The organism is Xanthomonas sacchari, assembly GCF_024266585.1.
Taxonomy (GTDB): Bacteria; Pseudomonadota; Gammaproteobacteria; order Xanthomonadales; family Xanthomonadaceae; genus Xanthomonas_A; species Xanthomonas_A sacchari_C.
In genome coordinates, this window is record NZ_CP100647.1 from 355,724 (window position 1) to 372,500 (window position 16,777).

General features: G+C 72.0%; 9 protein-coding genes and 1 pseudogene. 8 read left to right on the plus strand and 2 right to left on the minus strand.

Annotated features, from left to right (window positions below):
• Positions 1–19: 19 nt before the first annotated feature.
• The 3 genes from NKJ47_RS01430 (at position 20) to NKJ47_RS01440 (ending at position 6,073) form a co-directional block, all read left to right on the plus strand.
• A complete protein-coding gene (locus NKJ47_RS01430; protein ID WP_254459805.1) occupies positions 20–1,489 on the plus strand; it encodes a DUF3375 domain-containing protein in 1,470 nt (489 codons plus the stop codon).
• Complete coding sequence (locus tag NKJ47_RS01435; protein ID WP_254459806.1) at positions 1,476–2,162, plus strand: DUF4194 domain-containing protein; 687 nt, start codon at positions 1,476–1,478, stop codon at positions 2,160–2,162. Before NKJ47_RS01430 ends, NKJ47_RS01435 begins: the two co-directional genes overlap by 14 nt.
• Before the next feature lie 95 nt (positions 2,163–2,257).
• Entirely contained in the window at positions 2,258–6,073 is a 3,816-nt protein-coding gene (locus NKJ47_RS01440) for an ATP-binding protein (RefSeq protein WP_254459807.1), read from the plus strand.
• Positions 6,074–6,166: 93 nt separating this feature from the next.
• Here NKJ47_RS01440 and NKJ47_RS01445 read toward each other — a convergent pair whose 3' ends face one another.
• Positions 6,167–6,940: a sulfite exporter TauE/SafE family protein gene (locus NKJ47_RS01445; protein WP_254459808.1), complete on the minus strand. Its 774-nt coding sequence runs from the start codon at positions 6,938–6,940 to the stop codon at positions 6,167–6,169.
• Positions 6,941–7,036: 96 nt separating this feature from the next.
• Between NKJ47_RS01445 and NKJ47_RS01450 the strand changes: the two genes are divergently transcribed.
• The 5 genes and pseudogenes from NKJ47_RS01450 to bphP all read left to right on the plus strand — a co-directional run bounded on the left by NKJ47_RS01450 (position 7,037) and on the right by bphP (position 14,884).
• Positions 7,037–7,429, plus strand: coding sequence for a YchJ family metal-binding protein (locus tag NKJ47_RS01450; RefSeq protein WP_254459809.1), 393 nt, complete (start codon positions 7,037–7,039; stop codon positions 7,427–7,429).
• Between the two features lie 352 nt (positions 7,430–7,781).
• Positions 7,782–10,010 (plus strand): annotated as a pseudogene (locus NKJ47_RS20790) (lytic murein transglycosylase); the annotation flags it as partial.
• 965 nt (positions 10,011–10,975) lie between these two features.
• Positions 10,976–12,226 (plus strand): TCR/Tet family MFS transporter, encoded by a 1,251-nt coding sequence (locus NKJ47_RS01460; RefSeq protein WP_254459811.1) that lies wholly within the window; start codon positions 10,976–10,978, stop codon positions 12,224–12,226.
• 190 nt (positions 12,227–12,416) lie between these two features.
• Complete coding sequence (locus NKJ47_RS01465) at positions 12,417–12,983, plus strand: biliverdin-producing heme oxygenase (protein WP_429002473.1); 567 nt, start codon at positions 12,417–12,419, stop codon at positions 12,981–12,983.
• Positions 12,980–14,884, plus strand: coding sequence for a bacteriophytochrome BphP (gene bphP / locus NKJ47_RS01470; RefSeq protein WP_254459813.1), 1,905 nt, complete (start codon positions 12,980–12,982; stop codon positions 14,882–14,884). Before NKJ47_RS01465 ends, bphP begins: the two co-directional genes overlap by 4 nt.
• A gap of 20 nt (positions 14,885–14,904) precedes the next feature.
• On the opposite strand, the gene NKJ47_RS01475 is transcribed toward bphP, so the two are convergent.
• Positions 14,905–16,086, minus strand: a complete 1,182-nt coding sequence (locus tag NKJ47_RS01475; RefSeq protein WP_254459814.1) for a benzoate/H(+) symporter BenE family transporter — start codon at positions 16,084–16,086, stop codon at positions 14,905–14,907.
• Between the last annotated feature and the right edge of the window lie 691 nt (positions 16,087–16,777).

Below are 16,777 nucleotides of genomic sequence, written 5' to 3' on the forward strand. Positions count from 1 at the left end.
GGTGGCGGTCGGTTCCTGCATGAAGCCGCATGTCCGGATCGCCGGCTATCGCCAGTTGCGCGAACAGCCGTTGTGGAAGTTGCTGGCCGCCGACCATGCCCCGGAGCTGATCGGCCTGCTGCAGAGCCTGCTCGGCGACGCCCAGCGGCGGCTGCCGGCCGACGTGCTGCACGAGCGCCTGCAGCGCCAGCTCGATGCGCTGAAGGACGACCAGCTCTCGCGCGAACTGCCGCGCACCGCGCAGGCCTACGTGGCGCACTGGCTGGCGCAGGGCTGGCTGGAACGGCGCCTGCCCGAAGGCGATGCGCAGGAAGAATACGAACTGTCGCGGCAGGCGGCGCAGGCGATCCGCTTCATCGCCGGCGTGCGCGACAGCGCCAGTGTGGCCACCGAGAGCCGGCTGTCGCTGGTGATCCAGCAGCTGGTGCAACTGGCCGGGCAGACCGAGACCGATCCGGACGCGCGTCTGGCCGCGCTGCGCGCCGAGCGCGAGCGCCTGGACGCGGAGATCGAGCGCGTGGCCGCCGGCAAGCTGGCCGCGCTGGACGGCAAGCGCGCGCTGGAGCGCACCCGCGACATCATCCGCCTGTCCGACGATCTGACCGAGGACTTCCGCCGCGTCCGCGACGATTTCGAACGGCTCAACCGCGAGTTCCGCGAGCGTATCATCGACGACGAGGGCGCGCGCGGCGACGTACTGGAGAAGCTGTTCGCCGGCATCGACGTGATCGGCGAGAGCGAGGCCGGGCGCAGTTTCCAGGCGTTCTGGAGCCTGCTCAACGACGCCGAACAGAGCGTGCAGCTGGACGCGGCGCTGGAGGCGTTGCTGGCGCGCGGCTTCGCCCGCCGCCTGGACCGCCACGAGCGCGCCTTCCTGCGCGGGCTCACCGGCACCCTGCTCGAACGCGGCGGCCAGGTGCACGAGGTGATGCAGCATTTCGCGCGCAGCCTGCGCGGTTTCGTGCAGAGCCGCGGCTACCTGGAACAGCGCCGGCTCAACCAGCTGCTGAAGCAGGCACAGGGCGAGGCGCTGCAGTTGCGCGACCACCTGCATGCCACCGCCGCCACCGGCTACGTGCTGCCGCTGAGCAGCGCGCGGCTGCGCTCGCTGTCGCAGTGGCGCCTGCACGACCCGCGCAGCCAGCAGGTGGACGGGCGGGTGCAGGCGGCCGAGGCGGCGACGATCTCGCTGGACAGCGTCGGCGACCTGGTGGCGCAGTCGGAGATCGACCTGCGCGGCCTGCGCAACGACCTGCACGACCTGCTCGGCCGGCAGCCGCAGCTGAGCATCGGCGAGGCGTTGCGGCAGCGCCCGGCGGCGCAGGGCCTGGGCAGCGTGATCGGCTACCTGGCGCTGGGCACCCGCCATGGCGTGGTCGTCGACGGCGAATGGGAAGCGGTGCAATGGGAGGGCGGCGACGGCCAGCTGCGGCGCGCGCGCATCCCGCTGGTGTGGTTCACCAAGGAAAAACGCAATGAGCTGGTCTGACGAATTCCACGGCCACCAGGCCGATGCCGGCGATGCCGCCGCGGCCGCAGCGACTGCGGCGGCCGAGGCCGGCACCGCGCTGTTCGCCGGCGACAGCGGCAGCCTGCCGCTGGAGGCGCGGCGCGCGCTGTGCCAGCTGCTGTCCGGTCCCAGCGTCGACGCCTACCGGCACGGCCCGCTGTGGCCGGCGCTGCTGCGCCACGAGGCGGCGATCCGCCGCGTGCTGAGCGAGCTGTTCCTGGAACTGGTGCTGGACCGCGACGGCGGCGTGGCGTTCGCGCGCCAAGCCGACACCGGCGAGCTGGAGACCCCGGCGCTGCTGCGCACCGCGCCGCTGACCTTCATCGAATCGGTGCTGCTGCTGTTCCTGCGCCAGCAACTGGCCGAGGCCGACACCCGCGGCGAGCGCGCGGTGGTCGACGAGGCGCAGCTGCTGGAAGTGCTGACGGTGTACGAGAAGAACGTCTCCACCGACCGCGCCGGCTTCGCCCGGCGGGTGCTGGCGGCGATCGCCAAGATGCGCGACAACCACCTGCTGTCCAAGCTGCGCGGAAGCGAGGACCGTTACGAGGTGTCGCCGGCGCTGAAGCTGCTGTTCTCGGCCGAGGACGTGCAGGCGCTGGTGGCGGCCTACCGCGGCCTGCGCGAGGGCGCGACCGAGGCGGCGCCATGAGCGGCCTGCGGCCGCGCGTGGCGTTCGTCTAGCGCCGGCCTGGCCGCGTGCGCTGGCCGCCATGGCGGCCGTCCCCGTTTTCCGATGAGTTCCCGATGACGTCCCTGTCCGCTTCGTCCACCGTCCCCGTCGCCCCGTCCCTGTTCGCCGAGACCCTGGCCGAGCAGCGCGCGCAGCAGTACCGTATGCGCCGCCTGCAGGTGCACAACTGGGGCACCTTCAACGGCCTGACCGACGTGCCGATCGCCGAGAAGGGCTTCCTGTTCGTCGGCCGCTCCGGTTCGGGCAAGTCGACCCTGCTCGATGCGATGTCGGCGCTGTTGACGCCGCCGAGCATCGTCGACTTCAACGCCGCCGCGCGCGAGGCCGAGCGCAGCGGCCGCGACCGCAGCCTGGTCTCCTACGTGCGCGGCGCCTGGGCCGACCAGCAGGACAGCGCCTCCGGCGAGATCGCCACCCAGTACCTGCGTAAGGGCGCGACCTGGTCGGCGCTGGCGCTGGAGTACCGCAACGCGCAGGGCCAGGCGGTGAGCCTGGTGCGGCTGTTCTGGATCGCCGGCAGCGGCACCGCCGCGGCCGACGTGCGCAAGCACTACATGGTGGTGCCGCGCGGCTTCGACGTGGCCGCCGAGCTGGACGGCTTCGACCTGGACCTGCGCCGGCTCAAGCTGCGCCTGGGCGAGGACGTGCACCACTTCGACAGCTTCGCCGGCTACGCCGAGCGCTTCCGCCACCTGCTCGGCATCGGCAACGAGATGGCGCTGCGGCTGCTGCACAAGACCCAGTCGGCGAAGAACCTGGGCGACCTCAACGCCTTCCTGCGCAGCTTCATGCTCGATGAGCCGCGCACCTTCGAGGCGGCCGACCGCCTGGTCGAGGACTTCGCCGAACTCGACGGCGCGCACCACGCGGTGGTGACCGCGCGGCGCCAGGTGGAGACCCTGACCCCGGCGCGCGACTACCACGCTGAACTGCTGGCGTTGCGCCACAGCGTCGGCGAGCTGCGCGAACTGCAGCTGGGCATCGACGGCTACCGCGAGCAGCGCCGCCTGGCCCTGCTCGACGCGCGCCTGCAGGAACTGGACACCCAGGACCGCGGCCTGGCCGGCGAGGAAGGGCAGCGCCGCGAAGCGCTGGACAACCTCGAACAAACCCTGGCCGAACTGGAGACGCAGCAGCGTGCGCAGGGCGGCGAGCGGGTCGAGGCGCTGGAGCGCGAACACGCCCGTGTCGAGCGCGAGCGCGACGAGCGCATGCGCCGCCGCAGCCAGGTCGAACAGGCCTGCCGCCAGCTCGGCATGGGCCTGGCCGGCAGCGCCAGCGGCTTCGCCGAGCAGGTGGCGCAGGCGCGCGCGCTGCGCGACGGTGTCGCCGGCGAGGCCAGCAGCCTGGACGAGGCGATTGCCGAGCGCATGGCCGAGCGCCGCGAGGACGAACGCCGCTTCGCGCTCATCCGCACCGAGATCGAGGCGCTGCTGAAGGCGCCCTCGAGCATTCCTGCGCCGATGCAGGCCCTGCGCGCGCGGCTGTGCGCCGAGACCGGCCTGTCCGAAGCTGCGCTGCCGTTCGTCGGCGAGCTGGTGCAGGTGGAGGCCGACCAGGCCGCCTGGCGCGGCGCGATCGAGCGCGTGCTGCACGGCTTCGCGCAATCGCTGCTGGTCGACGAGCGCCACTACGCCAGCGTCGCCGACTGGGTCAACAAGACCCAGCTCGGCACCCGCCTGGTGTATTTCCGGGTCCGCCACAACGCGCCGCTGCAACACCGCGAGCCCGATGCCAAGTCGCTGCTGCGCAAGCTGGAGCTGCGCGACCATGCGTATGCGCCGTGGCTGCGCCAGGAGCTGGCCCGGCGCTTCGACTACTCCTGCGTGGACACCGTGGTGCAGCTGCGCGACGCCGAGCGCGCGATCACCCGCGAAGGCCAGGTCAAGCACCCGGGCGACCGCTACGAGAAGGACGACCGCCACGCCGTCGGCGACCGCAAGCGCTGGCTGCTCGGCTACGACAACCGCGACAAGCTCAAGGTCTACGAGCGCGAGGGCCAGACCCTGGCGCAGCGCATCGCCGCCTGCGATGCCGACGTCGCCGCCCTGCGCAAGCAGCGCGAGCAGGACCAGGGCCGGCAACTGGCCGCGCACACCCTGGCCGAGCGCGAGTGGGACGAGATCGACGTGGCGCCCAAGCTGCAGCGCCTGAGCGACATCGCCGAGCAACTGCTGCAGTTGCGCGAGGGCGACACCGCATTGCGTGCGCTGGGCGAGCAGATCGCCACCGCGCGCGCGCGCCGCGACCAGGCCCGCCGCACCTACGAGGACGTGCGCCTGGAGCGCGCCCAGCTGAGCCGCGAGCGTGCCCGCCTGGAGGCGCAGCGCGAGACCTGCGCCGCGCGCGTGGCCACCACCGTGATCGGCCCGGCGCAGGTGGCGGGGCTGGACGCGCGGCTGGCGGCGCTGCCGCCGCTGAGCCTGGACAACCTGGAGGCGCATCTGCGTAGCGTCGAGCGCGGCCTCGGCGAACAACTGGCGCAGAGCCAGGCGCAGGACGCGCGGCTGAGCCAGCAGGTGCTCGACTGCTTCCGCCGCTACTGCCAGCAGTGGCCGGAGGACAGCGGCGACTTCACCGTCAGCCTGGCCAGCGCCGACGACTTCCTGGCGCGCCTGCAGCGCCTGGAGAGCGACGGCCTGCCGCGCCACGAAGGCCGCTTCTTCGACCTGCTGCAGACCCAGAGCAAGAACAACCTGCTGGCCCTGCAGCGCTACACCGCCGAAGCGCACAAGGCGATCAAGCAGCGCATGGACGAGGTCAACGCCAGCCTCGAGCAGGTGCCGTTCAACCGCGGCACCCTGCTGACCATCGAGGTCAGCGACCGGCGCCTGCTCGAGGTGCAGGAGTTCCAGCAGCAGCTGCGCGCCGTGCTCGGCCACCAGCAGACCGAGGACCGCGCGCTGGCCGAGGCGCAGTTCGCCACCCTGCGCGGGCTGGTGCAGCGGCTCGGCGCGCAGGAGCCGGAGCTGCGGCGCTGGCGCGAGCAGGTGCTGGACGTGCGCCAGCACGTGGAGTTCGTCGGTGTGGAACTGGACGCGGACAGCCGCGCGCAGGTGGAGATCTACCGCAGCGGCGCCGGCAAGTCCGGCGGCCAGCGGCAGAAGCTGGCCACCACCTGCCTGGCCGCGGCGCTGCGCTACCAGCTCGGCGGCGAGGACGGCGAACTGCCGCGCTACGCCGCGGTGGTGCTGGACGAGGCCTTCGACAAGGCCGACAACGAGTTCACCGCGCTGGCGATGAACATCTTCGAGAACTTCGGTTTCCAGATGGTGGTGGCCACGCCGCTGAAGTCGGTGATGACCCTGGAGCCGTTCATCGGCGGCGCCTGCTTCGTCGAGATCAGCGGCCGCCACAACTCCGGTGTGCTGCTGATCGAATACGACGAGCAGGCGCACCGGCTGAAGCTGCCCGAGCGCAGCCGCAACGAGGCGGCGACGCCTGTGGCGGAGTCGGCCGCGCCAGCGGAGCAGGCAGCTGCCGAGCTGCCGCCGTCGGCCGCCGACGCCGCGGACGCAACCGCCGAGACCCTCGCAGACGCCGCTGCCGCGCCGGCGCGCGCGGCCGGCAAGGCGCGCGATGGTCGCGGCAACGGCGCGAAGCCACCGACCACGCTCAAGACGTCGCCAGTGACGCCCGGCAAACGCGCCCGCGCTGCCGTCGCCACGCCTGCGGCCAAGGCCGCGTCGGCGAAGGCGCCACGCAAGTCCGCCGCGTCCGCGGCGCGTCCGTCCACGGCAACGCGGCCGGCTGCGCGGTCGGCGTCGGCGAAGACCGCGAACGCCGCCGCAGGCCGCAAACCTGCGAAACCGGCCAAGGCTGCGGCATCCAAGACGCCTCCCGCGACCGCCAAACGCCGCGGCCGCTGAGCGGTGCTGGCGGCCCGCGGGCCGACCGGCGCGCGCGCGGCCGCATCGTCGGGCGCGCAGGCATGCGGCAACTGCGCGGCGCCGCTGCCGCGCTCAGTGCAGCAGGTCCCAGCCCATCTTGGCGATCAGCACCACCACCAGCACCAGGAACAACTGCCGGATCAGCGGCGTGCCGCCGCGCAGCGCCAGCCGCGTGCCGGTCACCGCGCCGGCCACGTTGGCCACGGCCATCGGCACCGCCGCGGCCAGCAGGATCTTGCCGCTGGGCACGAAGAAGCACAGCGCCGCCAGGTTGGTGGCCAGATTGACCACCTTCGACGCGGCCGAGGCGCGCAGGAAATCCAGGCCGAAGAAGCGGATGAACAGGAAGATCAGGAAGCTGCCGGTGCCCGGGCCGAAGAAGCCGTCGTAGAACCCGATCGCCGCGCCGATCGCCAGCGCGATCGCCAGTTCGCGGCGGCCGACGTGTCGCGGGCGGTGCAGCGCGCCGAAGTCCTTCTTGACCAGCGTGTAGCCCAGCATCGCGATCAGCAGCACCAGGATCAGCGGCCGCACCGCCTGTTTCGGCAGCAGGCTCACCGCGGTGGCGCCGAGGAAGGCGAACACGAACGCGGTCGCGGTCGCGTACAGCACCGGCCGCCACGGCAGGCGCACGTGGCGCGCGTAGCGCCAGGCGGCGGTGCCGGTACCGGCCATGGCGCTGAACTTGTTGGTGCCCAGCACCACCGCCGGCGCCTGTTGCGGCAAGGTCGCGAACAGCCCCGGCAACTGGATCAGGCCGCCGCCGCCCACCGCCGCGTCCACCAGCCCGGCGACGAAGGCGAGACACAGCAGCCAGGGCAGTTCGGTGGGGATCGACTCGAGCACGCCGGCGCTCCGCGCAAGGGGCCGCAAGCATAGCCGCCGCCGGCCATGGCGCGCGCGCGGCGTGCGCATCGGTGCCGCAGCCGGCACAATCGGCACATGCCGCCGTCCGCCCCGCGCCTTGCCGATCCCTGCCCCTGCGGCCGTCCGCGCGACTACGCGCAGTGCTGCGGGCCGTACCACGCCGGCGCCGCCGCGCCGGATGCCGAATCCCTGATGCGTTCGCGCTACAGCGCCTACGTGCGCTGCGACGCCGACTACCTGCGCGCGAGCTGGCATCCGTCGACCTGCCCGCCGCAGGTGGACGTGGACCCGCGCACGGTCTGGCTCGGCCTCACCGTGCAGCGCGTGTTGCAGACCGGCGCCGACAGCGCCGAGGTCGCCTTCCTGGCGCGCTACCGCATCGGCGGCGGCAGCGCCGTGCGCATGACCGAGCACAGCCGCTTCGTGCGCGAGGACGGGCGCTGGTACTACCTCGACGCGCTGGACTGAACCGGCGCGTGCGGCGCCGGTGGCGCGCACGCCCGAGCACCGGCGTTCGTGGCGAGGGGTCGGTCCTTCTTGCGCTTCGCGCCGCATGCCACCGATACCCAAGCGCCGTGCGTATCCCGGCCCTGGCGCCGCGGCGCACGATCTGCCAGCCACGCCATGATCAGGACGCGCTGCCGGTCGCGCGCCGTCTGCCGCCAGCGCGCGTGAGCAGAGCGCACACGCGGCGGTTGTTTATGATGTCGGCCCTGCCGTTGGCGAGGAAGTTGCGATGATGCGTTTGGCTTGGCTCCTGCTGCTGGCGGCCCCGTGCGCGTTCGCGCAGACCCTGCCCGCGGCGACGCCGTCCGCGCCGGATCCGGCCTTCGCCACCTGCGTGGCCGGGCTGCGCACGGCCGCGGCGAAGGCGGGCGTGGCCGAACCGTCGTTCGACCGCTTCACCGCCGACCTGCAGCCGGACCCGAGCGTGCTGCCGCTGCTCGACGCCCAGCCCGAGTTCACCACGCCGATCTGGGACTACCTGGCCGGCCTCGTCGACAGCCAGCGCATCGACGACGGCCGCGCCATGCTGGCCGCGCACCGCGACCTGCTCTCCCAAGTGGCGCAGCAGTACGGCGTGGACCCGGAGACGGTGGTCGCGGTATGGGGCGTGGAGAGCGACTACGGCCGCATCTCCGGCAAGCGCCCGCTGTTGGTGTCGCTGCTGACCCTGTCCTGCGAAGGCCGCCGCCAGCCGTTCTTCCGCAGCGAACTGTTCGCGCTGCTGAAGCTGTTGCAGGCCGGCGACCTGCGGCCCGAGGGCCTGACCGGCTCCTGGGCCGGCGCCTTCGGCCATACCCAGTTCATGCCCAGCACCTACGCCCGCGTCGCCGTGGACGGCGATGGCGATGGTCGCCGCGACCTGGTCGCCAGCATTCCCGATGCGCTGGCCTCCACCGCCAACTATCTCAAGCTGGCCGGCTGGCAGACCGGTCAGCCCTGGGGGCTGGAAGTGAAGCTGCCGGACGGCTTCGACCCGGCGCTGGCCGGGCGCACCCAGCGTCGGCCGCTGTCCGACTGGCGCGCGCGCGGCCTGACCGCGGCCGATGGCGGCACGCTGCCGGCGCTGGCGGCGCAGACGCCGGCGGCGGTGCTGATCCCGGCCGGCGTGCACGGCCCGGCGTTCCTGGTGTTCCGCAACTACGACGCGATCTACGCCTACAACGCCGCCGAGAGCTATGCGCTGGCGATCGCGCTGCTGTCCGACCGGTTGCGCGGCAAGCCCGGGCTGGTCGTCGCCTGGCCCACCGACGACCCCGGCCTGGGCCGGCCGGAACGGCGCGAACTGCAGACCCTGCTGCTGGCCCGCGGCCATGCCATCGGCCAGGCCGACGGCGCCATCGGCACCGCCACCCGCCGCGCGATCCAGGCCGAGCAGCAGCGCCTGGGCCTGCAGCCGGCCGACGGCCGCGCCGGGCAACGCATCCTCGACGCGCTGCGCCGCGAGGCCGGCGGCGCACCCGCGGCGCCCGTCTCGCCACCGGCCACGCCGTCGCCGCCGCCGCAACCGTCTGCACCGGCATCGTCGCCTGCATCCGCACCCGCACCCGCAACGACCCCGGCACCCACGGCCGCGCCCGCAACGCCGCCGTTCGGCGGCGTGCCGCCCACCGCGTTCCGGCGGCCGGCGGCGTACCCGGCCTTCGTCCAATCCCCCGCGCCACGGAGCATCCATCCCATGTCCGACGTCCCCGGCCTGAGCACAGGCGACTTCCACGGCTACCCCTCGCTGCTGGTGGAGACCCCGCAGTCCACCGCCGCGATCAGCCTGTTCGGCGGCCAGGTGCTGTCGTTCGTGCCCAAGGGCGGCACCGACGCGCTGTGGCTGTCGCCGAGCGCGCAGCCCACGCCGACCCCGATCCGCGGCGGCACCCCGGTGTGCTGGCCGTACTTCGGCCGCCAGGGCCAGAGCGAGGCCGTGCCCGCGCACGGCTTCGTGCGCACCGTGCCGTGGCAGTTGCAGGACGCGCGGCGCGAGGCCGACGGCAGCCTGGTCCTGACCCTGGCGCCGCCCGACTTCGACGACCTGCCGCTGCGCCTGCGCATGCAACTGCGCATCGGCGCCACGCTGGAGCAGCGCCTGGTCACCGACAACGTCGGCACCGCGCCGGCGCGCTTCACCCAGGCGCTGCACAACTACTTCCGCGTCGCCGACGCCACCCAGGTGCGGGTGCAGGGCCTGGACGGCCTGGACTACCTGGACAAGTTCGAAGGCTACGCCACGCCGCATCGCCAGCACGGCGACTGGAGCCTGCAGGATCCGCGCGATCCCGGCCGCAGCGACCGCATCTATACCGGCGCCGGCGGCCGCTACACCCTGCTGGACCCGGGCCTGCAGCGCCGCATCGAGATCGCGACCACCGGCAGCCGCACCCTGGTGGCGTGGAACCCGGGCGAGGCCGGCGCGCAGAAGATGGCCGATGTCGGCCCGCACTGGCGCCAGTTCGTGTGCCTGGAAGCGGCCAACGCCGGACCCGAGGTGATCGAACTGGCACCGGGCGCCCAGCACGTGCTGCAGCAGACCATCTCCGTCGCGGCGTTGTAATCGACAGTAGACGGCCGCACCGGATGAACCGCCCTGGATGGGCGGGCGTCGGCCATGGCTCGGCACCGACCGCGCCGGCGTGGCTGGCGATATCGCCTCCGCCGCACCCTCACCCCCGGCCCCTCTCCCGGGGGGAGAGGGGTGTCGCACGGTGGCGCCGGACTTGGTGCCGACGTCATCGGCCCAGCCCGGCCCTGTTGTGGGAGGGGCTTCAGCCCAGCACGCAATCGACCCAGCCTGGACCCCATTGTGGGAGGGACTTCAGTCCCGACGCGATGACCTCCGCCGGCCGCAGCCGAACCCGCTCTTGCGACCTCCAGTCGAACCGCCGCACTAGCGCAGAAGGGGCTCCAACCCGGCGCACAATCGACCCAGCCTGGACCCCATTGTGGGAGGGACTTCAGTCCCGACGCGATGACCTCCGCCGGCCGCAGCCGAACCCGCTCTTGCGACCTCCAGTCGAACCGCCGCGCTAGCGCAGAAGGGGCTTCAGCCCCGCGCGAAATCGACCCAGCCCGGATCCCATTGTGGGAGGGACTTCAGTCCCGACGCGATGACCTCCGCCGGCCGCGGCCGAACCCGCCCCCGCGCCGTCCAGTCGAGCCGCCGCGCTAGCGTAGAAGGGGCTTCAACCCAACGCACAATCGACCCAGCCCGGACCCCATTGTGGGAGGGACTTCAGTCCCGAGGCCACGACCTCCGCCGGCCGCAGCCGAACCCGCTCTTGCGACCTCCAGTCGAACCGCCGCACTAGCGCAGAAGGGGCTTCAACCCGGCGCACAATCGACCCAGCCTGCACCCCATTGTGGGAGGGACTTCAGTCCCGACGCGATGACCTCCGCCGGCCGCGGCCGAACCCGCCCCTGCGACGACCAATCGAGCCACCACATCTACCCGTTCCAACCCAGCACCTCCCGCACCCGCAGGGCGCCGATTACACTGCCGCGTCCGCCAGGAGACCTGCCGTGCACGCTCCGATTCCCGCCGTCCGCGCGCGCCGCGCCGCGGTCGCCTTCATCTTCGTCACCCTGCTGATCGACGTGCTGTCCTTCGGCGTCATCATTCCGGTGCTGCCCACGCTGGTGCGCGACTTCACCGGCGGCGACTTCGCCGCCGCGGCCAGGTGGGTCGGCTGGTTCGGTTTCCTGTTCGCCGCGCTGCAGTTCGTCAGCTCGCCGCTGCAGGGCGCATTGTCCGACCGCTACGGCCGGCGCCCGGTAATCCTGGCCTCGTGCCTGGGGCTGGGCGTGGACTTCATGGTGATGGCGCTGGCGCAGAGTCTGCCGGTACTGCTGCTGGCGCGCATGGTCTCGGGCGTGTTCTCGGCCAGCTTCACCTCGGCCAACGCCTACATCGCCGACATCACCCCGCCCGACAAGCGCGCCCAGGCCTACGGCATCATCGGCGCCGCGTTCGGCGTGGGCTTCGTGGTCGGCCCGCTGCTGGGCGGCTGGCTCGGCAGCCTGCACCTGCGCGCGCCGTTCTGGTTCGCCGCCGGGCTGGCCCTGCTCAACTTCCTCTACGGCCTGTGGGTGCTGCCCGAGTCGCTGGCGCCGGAGCGGCGCACCGCGCGGGTGGACTGGGCCCACGCCAATCCGTTCGGCGCGCTGCGCCTGCTGCAGCGCTATCCGCAGGTGTTCGCGCTGGCTGCGGTGATCTTCCTGGCGAACCTGGCGCACTACGTCTACCCGAGCATCTTCGTGCTGTTCGCCGACTACCGCTTCGGCTGGGGGCCGAAGCAGGTCAGCTGGGTGCTGGCCCTGGTCGGCGTGTGCAGCATCGTGGTCAACGCCCTGCTGGTGGCGCGGGTGGTGCGTCGCTTCGGCGAGCGCGGCGCGCTGTTGTTCGGGCTGGGCTGCGGCGTGATCGGGTTCGCCATCTACAGCGTGGCCGGCAGCGGCGCGCTGTTCCTGCTCGGCGTGCCGATCAGTGCGCTGTGGGCGGTGGCCGGGCCGGCGGCGCAGGCCATCGTCACCCGCCACGTCGGCGCCGACGCGCAGGGCCGCATCCAGGGCGCGCTGATGAGTCTGGTCAGCCTGGCCGGGGTGATCGGGCCGCTGCTCTACGCATGGGTGTTCGCCGCCTTCATCGGCCCGCACGCGCTGCTGCATTTCCCCGGGGTGCCGTGGCTGCTGGCGGCGCTGCTGCTGGGCGGTGGCTGGATCGTGGCCTGGCGCCGCGCGCGGGTGCCGGCCGCGGCGGCGGCCGGCGGCTGAAGGGCGGCGCCGGCGCCGCCGCCGGCATGAACGGCTCAGCTTGCGGTGCGACCGGCGCCGCGGTGCGCGCAGGCTCGCCTGGAACCGCACGGTCGCGATTGTTACGCTGTGTCCCCACTTCGTCGCGGCCGGCCGGCTGCTGTTGCCAGTCGCCCGCATGATGTCTCCTCCCGACGGAACCGCCCTGCCGTTGACCGCTTCGCGCCTGCTGCGCGAGGCCACCGCGCACCAGCACCAGGCGGTCGAAGACCTGCCGGCGCTGCGCGCGCTGATGGGCGCGGCGCTGTCGCTGCCCGCCTACGTGCAGGCGCTGCGCCTGCATCACGCGGCGCTGGCCGGCTGGGAGCGCCGCGAGGCGGCCTGGCTGCGCGACTGCGGCGATGCGCACTGGCACTACCAGCCACGCGCCCCGCTGCTGGCGCAGGACCTGCAGGCCTTGCAGGCGTCGCCGCCGGCGCTGCAACCGGTGCCGCCGGCCCCGACCGACGCCCACCGCTGGGGCATGCTGTACGTGGTCGAGGGCTCGCGCCTGGGCGGGCGGGTGATCGCCCGGCAACTGCGGCAGACCCTGCCCGCGGTCGCACCGGCGCTGTCCTATTTCGAACTCGGCCATGCCGACCCGGCCGCCTGGCGGCATTTCCAGCAGCGCCTGGAGCGGGCCTTGCCGACCGCGCCGCTGCGGCAGGCCGCGGTCGACGGCGCCTGCGCCATGTTCGCGCACTTCCACACCCACTTCGCCCTGGAGATCGCCGCATGAGCGACACCGTCGTGCCCTTGGACATGGACGCGTGCGCGCGCGAACCGATCCACATTCCCGGCTCGGTGCAGCCGCACGGCGTGCTGCTGGTGATCGAGCCGGGGGACGGGCGCATCGTCCAGGCCAGCGCCAGCGCCGCCGACCTGTTCGGCCGGCCGCTGGACGAACTGCTCGGACAGCCCTACAGCGCCCTGCTGGCGCTGGAGGACCCACGCACGCGTCTGCTGCCGGACGCGGCCGAGCGCAGCGACCTGGCCTATGTCGAAGTCGGCCTCAAGGGGGCGACCGCGGCGCAGCGCTGGGTCGGCGCTTGGCATCTGTACCCGGAGCAATGGCTGCTGGAACTGGAGCCGCGCGACGCGCCGCTGGCCGACGCCACGCTGCGCGAAGCGCTGCCGTTGCTGCGCCGGCTGGAGACCGATCACAGCATCGAGGACGCCTGCCAGCGCGCCGCCAAGAGCCTGCGCGGCCTGATTGGCTACGACCGGGTGATGATCTACCGCTTCGACGACGACTGGAACGGCGACGTGGTCGCCGAGGCGCGCGCGGCGGAGCTGGAGCCCTATCTCGGCCTGCATTACCCGGCCAGCGACATCCCGGCGCAGGCGCGCGCGCTGTACCTGCGCAACCGTGTGCGCCAGATCGCCAACGTCGGCTACGTGCCCTCGCCGATCCAGCCCATCCTGCACCCGCGCCTGCGCGCGCCGGTGGACCTGAGCGACGTGAGCCTGCGCAGCGTCTCGCCGGTGCATCTGGAATACCTGGCCAACATGGGCGTCACCGCCACCCTGGTGACCTCGATCGTGGTCAACGACGTGCTGTGGGGGCTGATCGCCTGCCATCACTACCGCCCGTACTTCTGCAACCACGAGATGCGCGATGTCGCCGACGCGGTGAGCCGGGCGCTGGCCGGGCGCATCGGCGCGCTCACCGCGGTGGCGCGCGCGCGCATCGAGTCGGTGCTGCTGACCGTGCGCGAGAAGCTGATCACCAACTTCAACGATGCCGAGATGCTGACTGCACCGATGCTCGACGAGATGGCCTCGGACCTGCTCGACGTGGTCGATGCCGACGGCGTGGCGGTGTTCCACGGTGACCACGTCACCCGCCATGGCATGTCGCCGTCGACCGAGGATCTGGCCCGGATCCGCGAGCAGATCGAGGACACCCACCACGAGGCGCTGCGCCACGATGCGGTCGGCGCGCTGCACTCGGACCAGATCGGCCAGACCTTCCCGGCGCTGGCCGATCTGGCGCCATTGGCGGCCGGCTTCATCTTCGTGCCGCTGATGCCGCAGGCGCGCAGCGCGCTGCTGTGGACCCGCCGCGAACAGGTGCGCACGGTCAACTGGGCGGGCAATCCGCAGCTGGCCAAGCTGCAGGACATCGCCGGGTCGCGGCTGTCGCCGCGCAAGAGCTTCGACCTGTGGCAGGAAACCGTGCGCGGCCGCGCGCAGCCCTGGTCGCCGATCAGCCTGGAGTCGGCGCGCAGCCTGCGGGTGCTGATCGAGCTGATGGAGCGCAAGCGCTTCCAGCAGGACTTCGCGCTGCTGGAGGCCTCGCTGTCGCGGCTGCGCGAGCCGGTGGCGATCGTCGAACGCGGCGATGGCCAGCGGCCCAGCCGCCTGGCCTTCGTCAACGAAGCGTTCGCCGCGCTGTACGAGCGCGAGGTCGCCGAGTTGATCGGCTGCGACCTGGATCACTTGTACGCCAGCGATGCGCTGTTGGCAGAGACCCAGCGCATCCACACCCTGCTGCGGCAGGGGCGCGCGGCCTACGTCACCCTGCCGCTGCGCGTGGACAGCGCCGTCGCGGTGTACCGCCAGTTCGACTTCGAGCCGCTGCCCAATCCCACCGGCGTGTCCAGCCACTGGCTGCTGCAGCTGCGCGACCCGCGCTGAGTTCGTGCGGCGGCGCGGCCTCAGCGGCTGCGCCGCCACAGCGCCAGGGTCGCCGCGCCGGCCAGCAGGCCCCACAACGCCGCGCCGATGCCGAACAGCGACAGGCCCGAGGCGGTGACCAGGAACGCGATCAGCGCCGGCTCGCGCTCGTGTTCCTCGTGCAGCGCCGAGGCCAGGCTGTTGCCGATGGTGCCGAACAGCGCGATGCCGGCGATCGCCATCACCAGCTCCCGGGGAAAGGCGGCGAACAACGCGGCCACGGTGGCGCCGAACACGCCGATCAAGAGATAGAAGATCCCCGCGAACACCGAGGCCATGTAGCGCCGCTGCGGATCTTCCTGTGCTTCGCGGCCCATGCAGATCGCCGCGGTGATCGCCGCCAGGTTCAGGCTGTAGGCGCCGAACGGCGCCAGCACCGCGTTGATCGTGCCGATCCAACCGATGGTCGGCGAGATCGGCACCGCATAGCCGGAGGCACGGATCACCGCCACGCCGGGCAGGTTCTGCGAGGTCATCGTCACCACGAACAGCGGCAACGCGATGCCGAAGACGGCCTGCCACGACAGCGTGGGCCATACCAGTTGCGGCTGCGCCAGGCGCAGCTGCGCGGCCTCCAGGTGCAGCGTGCCGTTGCCGGCGGCCACCGCGATGCCGGCGAGCAGCGTGGCGATCACCGCATAGCGCGGAAAGACGCGGCGGCCGAGCAGGTACATCGCGAACATCGCCAGGGCCATGCCGAGCTGGCGCTGCATCGCCACGAACACGTCCAGCCCGAAGCGCAGCAGCACGCCCGCCAGCATCGCCGAGGCCAGCGACAGCGGGATGCGCCGCAACGCGCGTTCGAACAAGCCGGAGAAACCGACCGCGGCGGTCAGCGCCGCGGCGAGGACGAAGGCGCCGATCGCATCGGACAAGGGCAGGCCGCCGCCGCTGCCGATCAGCAAGGCCGCGCCGGGGGTCGACCAGGCGGCGACCACCGGCATCCGGTAGCGCAACGACAGCGCGATGCAGCCCACTCCCATGCCCAGTCCCAGCGCCCACATCCATGAGGCGATCTGTGCCTGCGACGCGCCGACGCTGCGTGCAGCCTGGAACACGATCGCCGCGGTACTGGTGAAGCCGACCAGCACGGTGACGAAGCCGGCGACCAGCGCCGGCAGCGATGCATCGCGCCAGAGGGAGCGCGGGGCAACAGGAGACATACACAGTCCTTGCAGGGGAGGAACACCCGCATTCTCGACGATGCGCGGCGCGGCCGCCGCGTCGCGCAGGCAGGCGTCTGCTCGGACTGGGCGGCGGCCGCCATGGATGCGGCCGGGGAGACCGCAAAAAAGATGTTGACGTTTTTCCTGGTGCCGTTAGACTGCGCGGCTCGCTACGCAACTGCCGAGCTTCGGCGCGACAGAGGCAGGCGGGGCCGGCAACACCTAGCGAACATCGGGTGTTGACAGCGTGAAAAAGTCGGCTAATATGGCCGGCTCGCTTCGAGGAAAAGCCTTCGGGTTTGGACGAAGAAGCGGCGGCAACATCCTGATCAAAAAGGTGTTGACGGTAAGAAAAAAGCCGCTATGATGGGCGGCTCGGTTCGACGAAAAGCCCTCGGGTTTGAAGACGAACCAGCGTCAACCGCCTCGAAATGAGGTGTTGACGGAAGCAAAAAGCCCGCTATAATGGGCGGCTCACTCGGACGGAAACGTCGGTGTGAAAAAGGGAAAGGCGCTGAGGCCGGCCCCGAAGTTCTTTGACAGTGTGCGCAGGTAACTTGTGAGGACGCCTGCAGGTGGAAGATCTGTCCATCTTGCAGACGTTCGAATCAAGAGCAACAAATCAATTGCTTTGCAAGCGATACGTAGCTTGGTTTGAACTCTGCATATCAAAGCTTTTGCCTTCGGG

Bases quoted from the DNA above. Each gene is read 5' to 3' on its own strand.
- NKJ47_RS01430 (WP_254459805.1), top strand. From the start codon at position 20: ATGAAGCCGCATGTCCGGATCGCCGGCTATCGCCAGTTGCGCGAACAG.
- NKJ47_RS01435 (WP_254459806.1), top strand. From the start codon at position 1,476: ATGAGCTGGTCTGACGAATTCCACGGCCACCAGGCCGATGCCGGCGAT.
- NKJ47_RS01440 (WP_254459807.1), top strand. From the start codon at position 2,258: ATGACGTCCCTGTCCGCTTCGTCCACCGTCCCCGTCGCCCCGTCCCTG.
- NKJ47_RS01450 (WP_254459809.1), top strand. From the start codon at position 7,037: ATGCCGCCGTCCGCCCCGCGCCTTGCCGATCCCTGCCCCTGCGGCCGT.
- bphP (WP_254459813.1), top strand. From the start codon at position 12,980: ATGAGCGACACCGTCGTGCCCTTGGACATGGACGCGTGCGCGCGCGAA.
- NKJ47_RS01475 (WP_254459814.1), bottom strand. From the start codon at position 16,086: ATGTCTCCTGTTGCCCCGCGCTCCCTCTGGCGCGATGCATCGCTGCCG.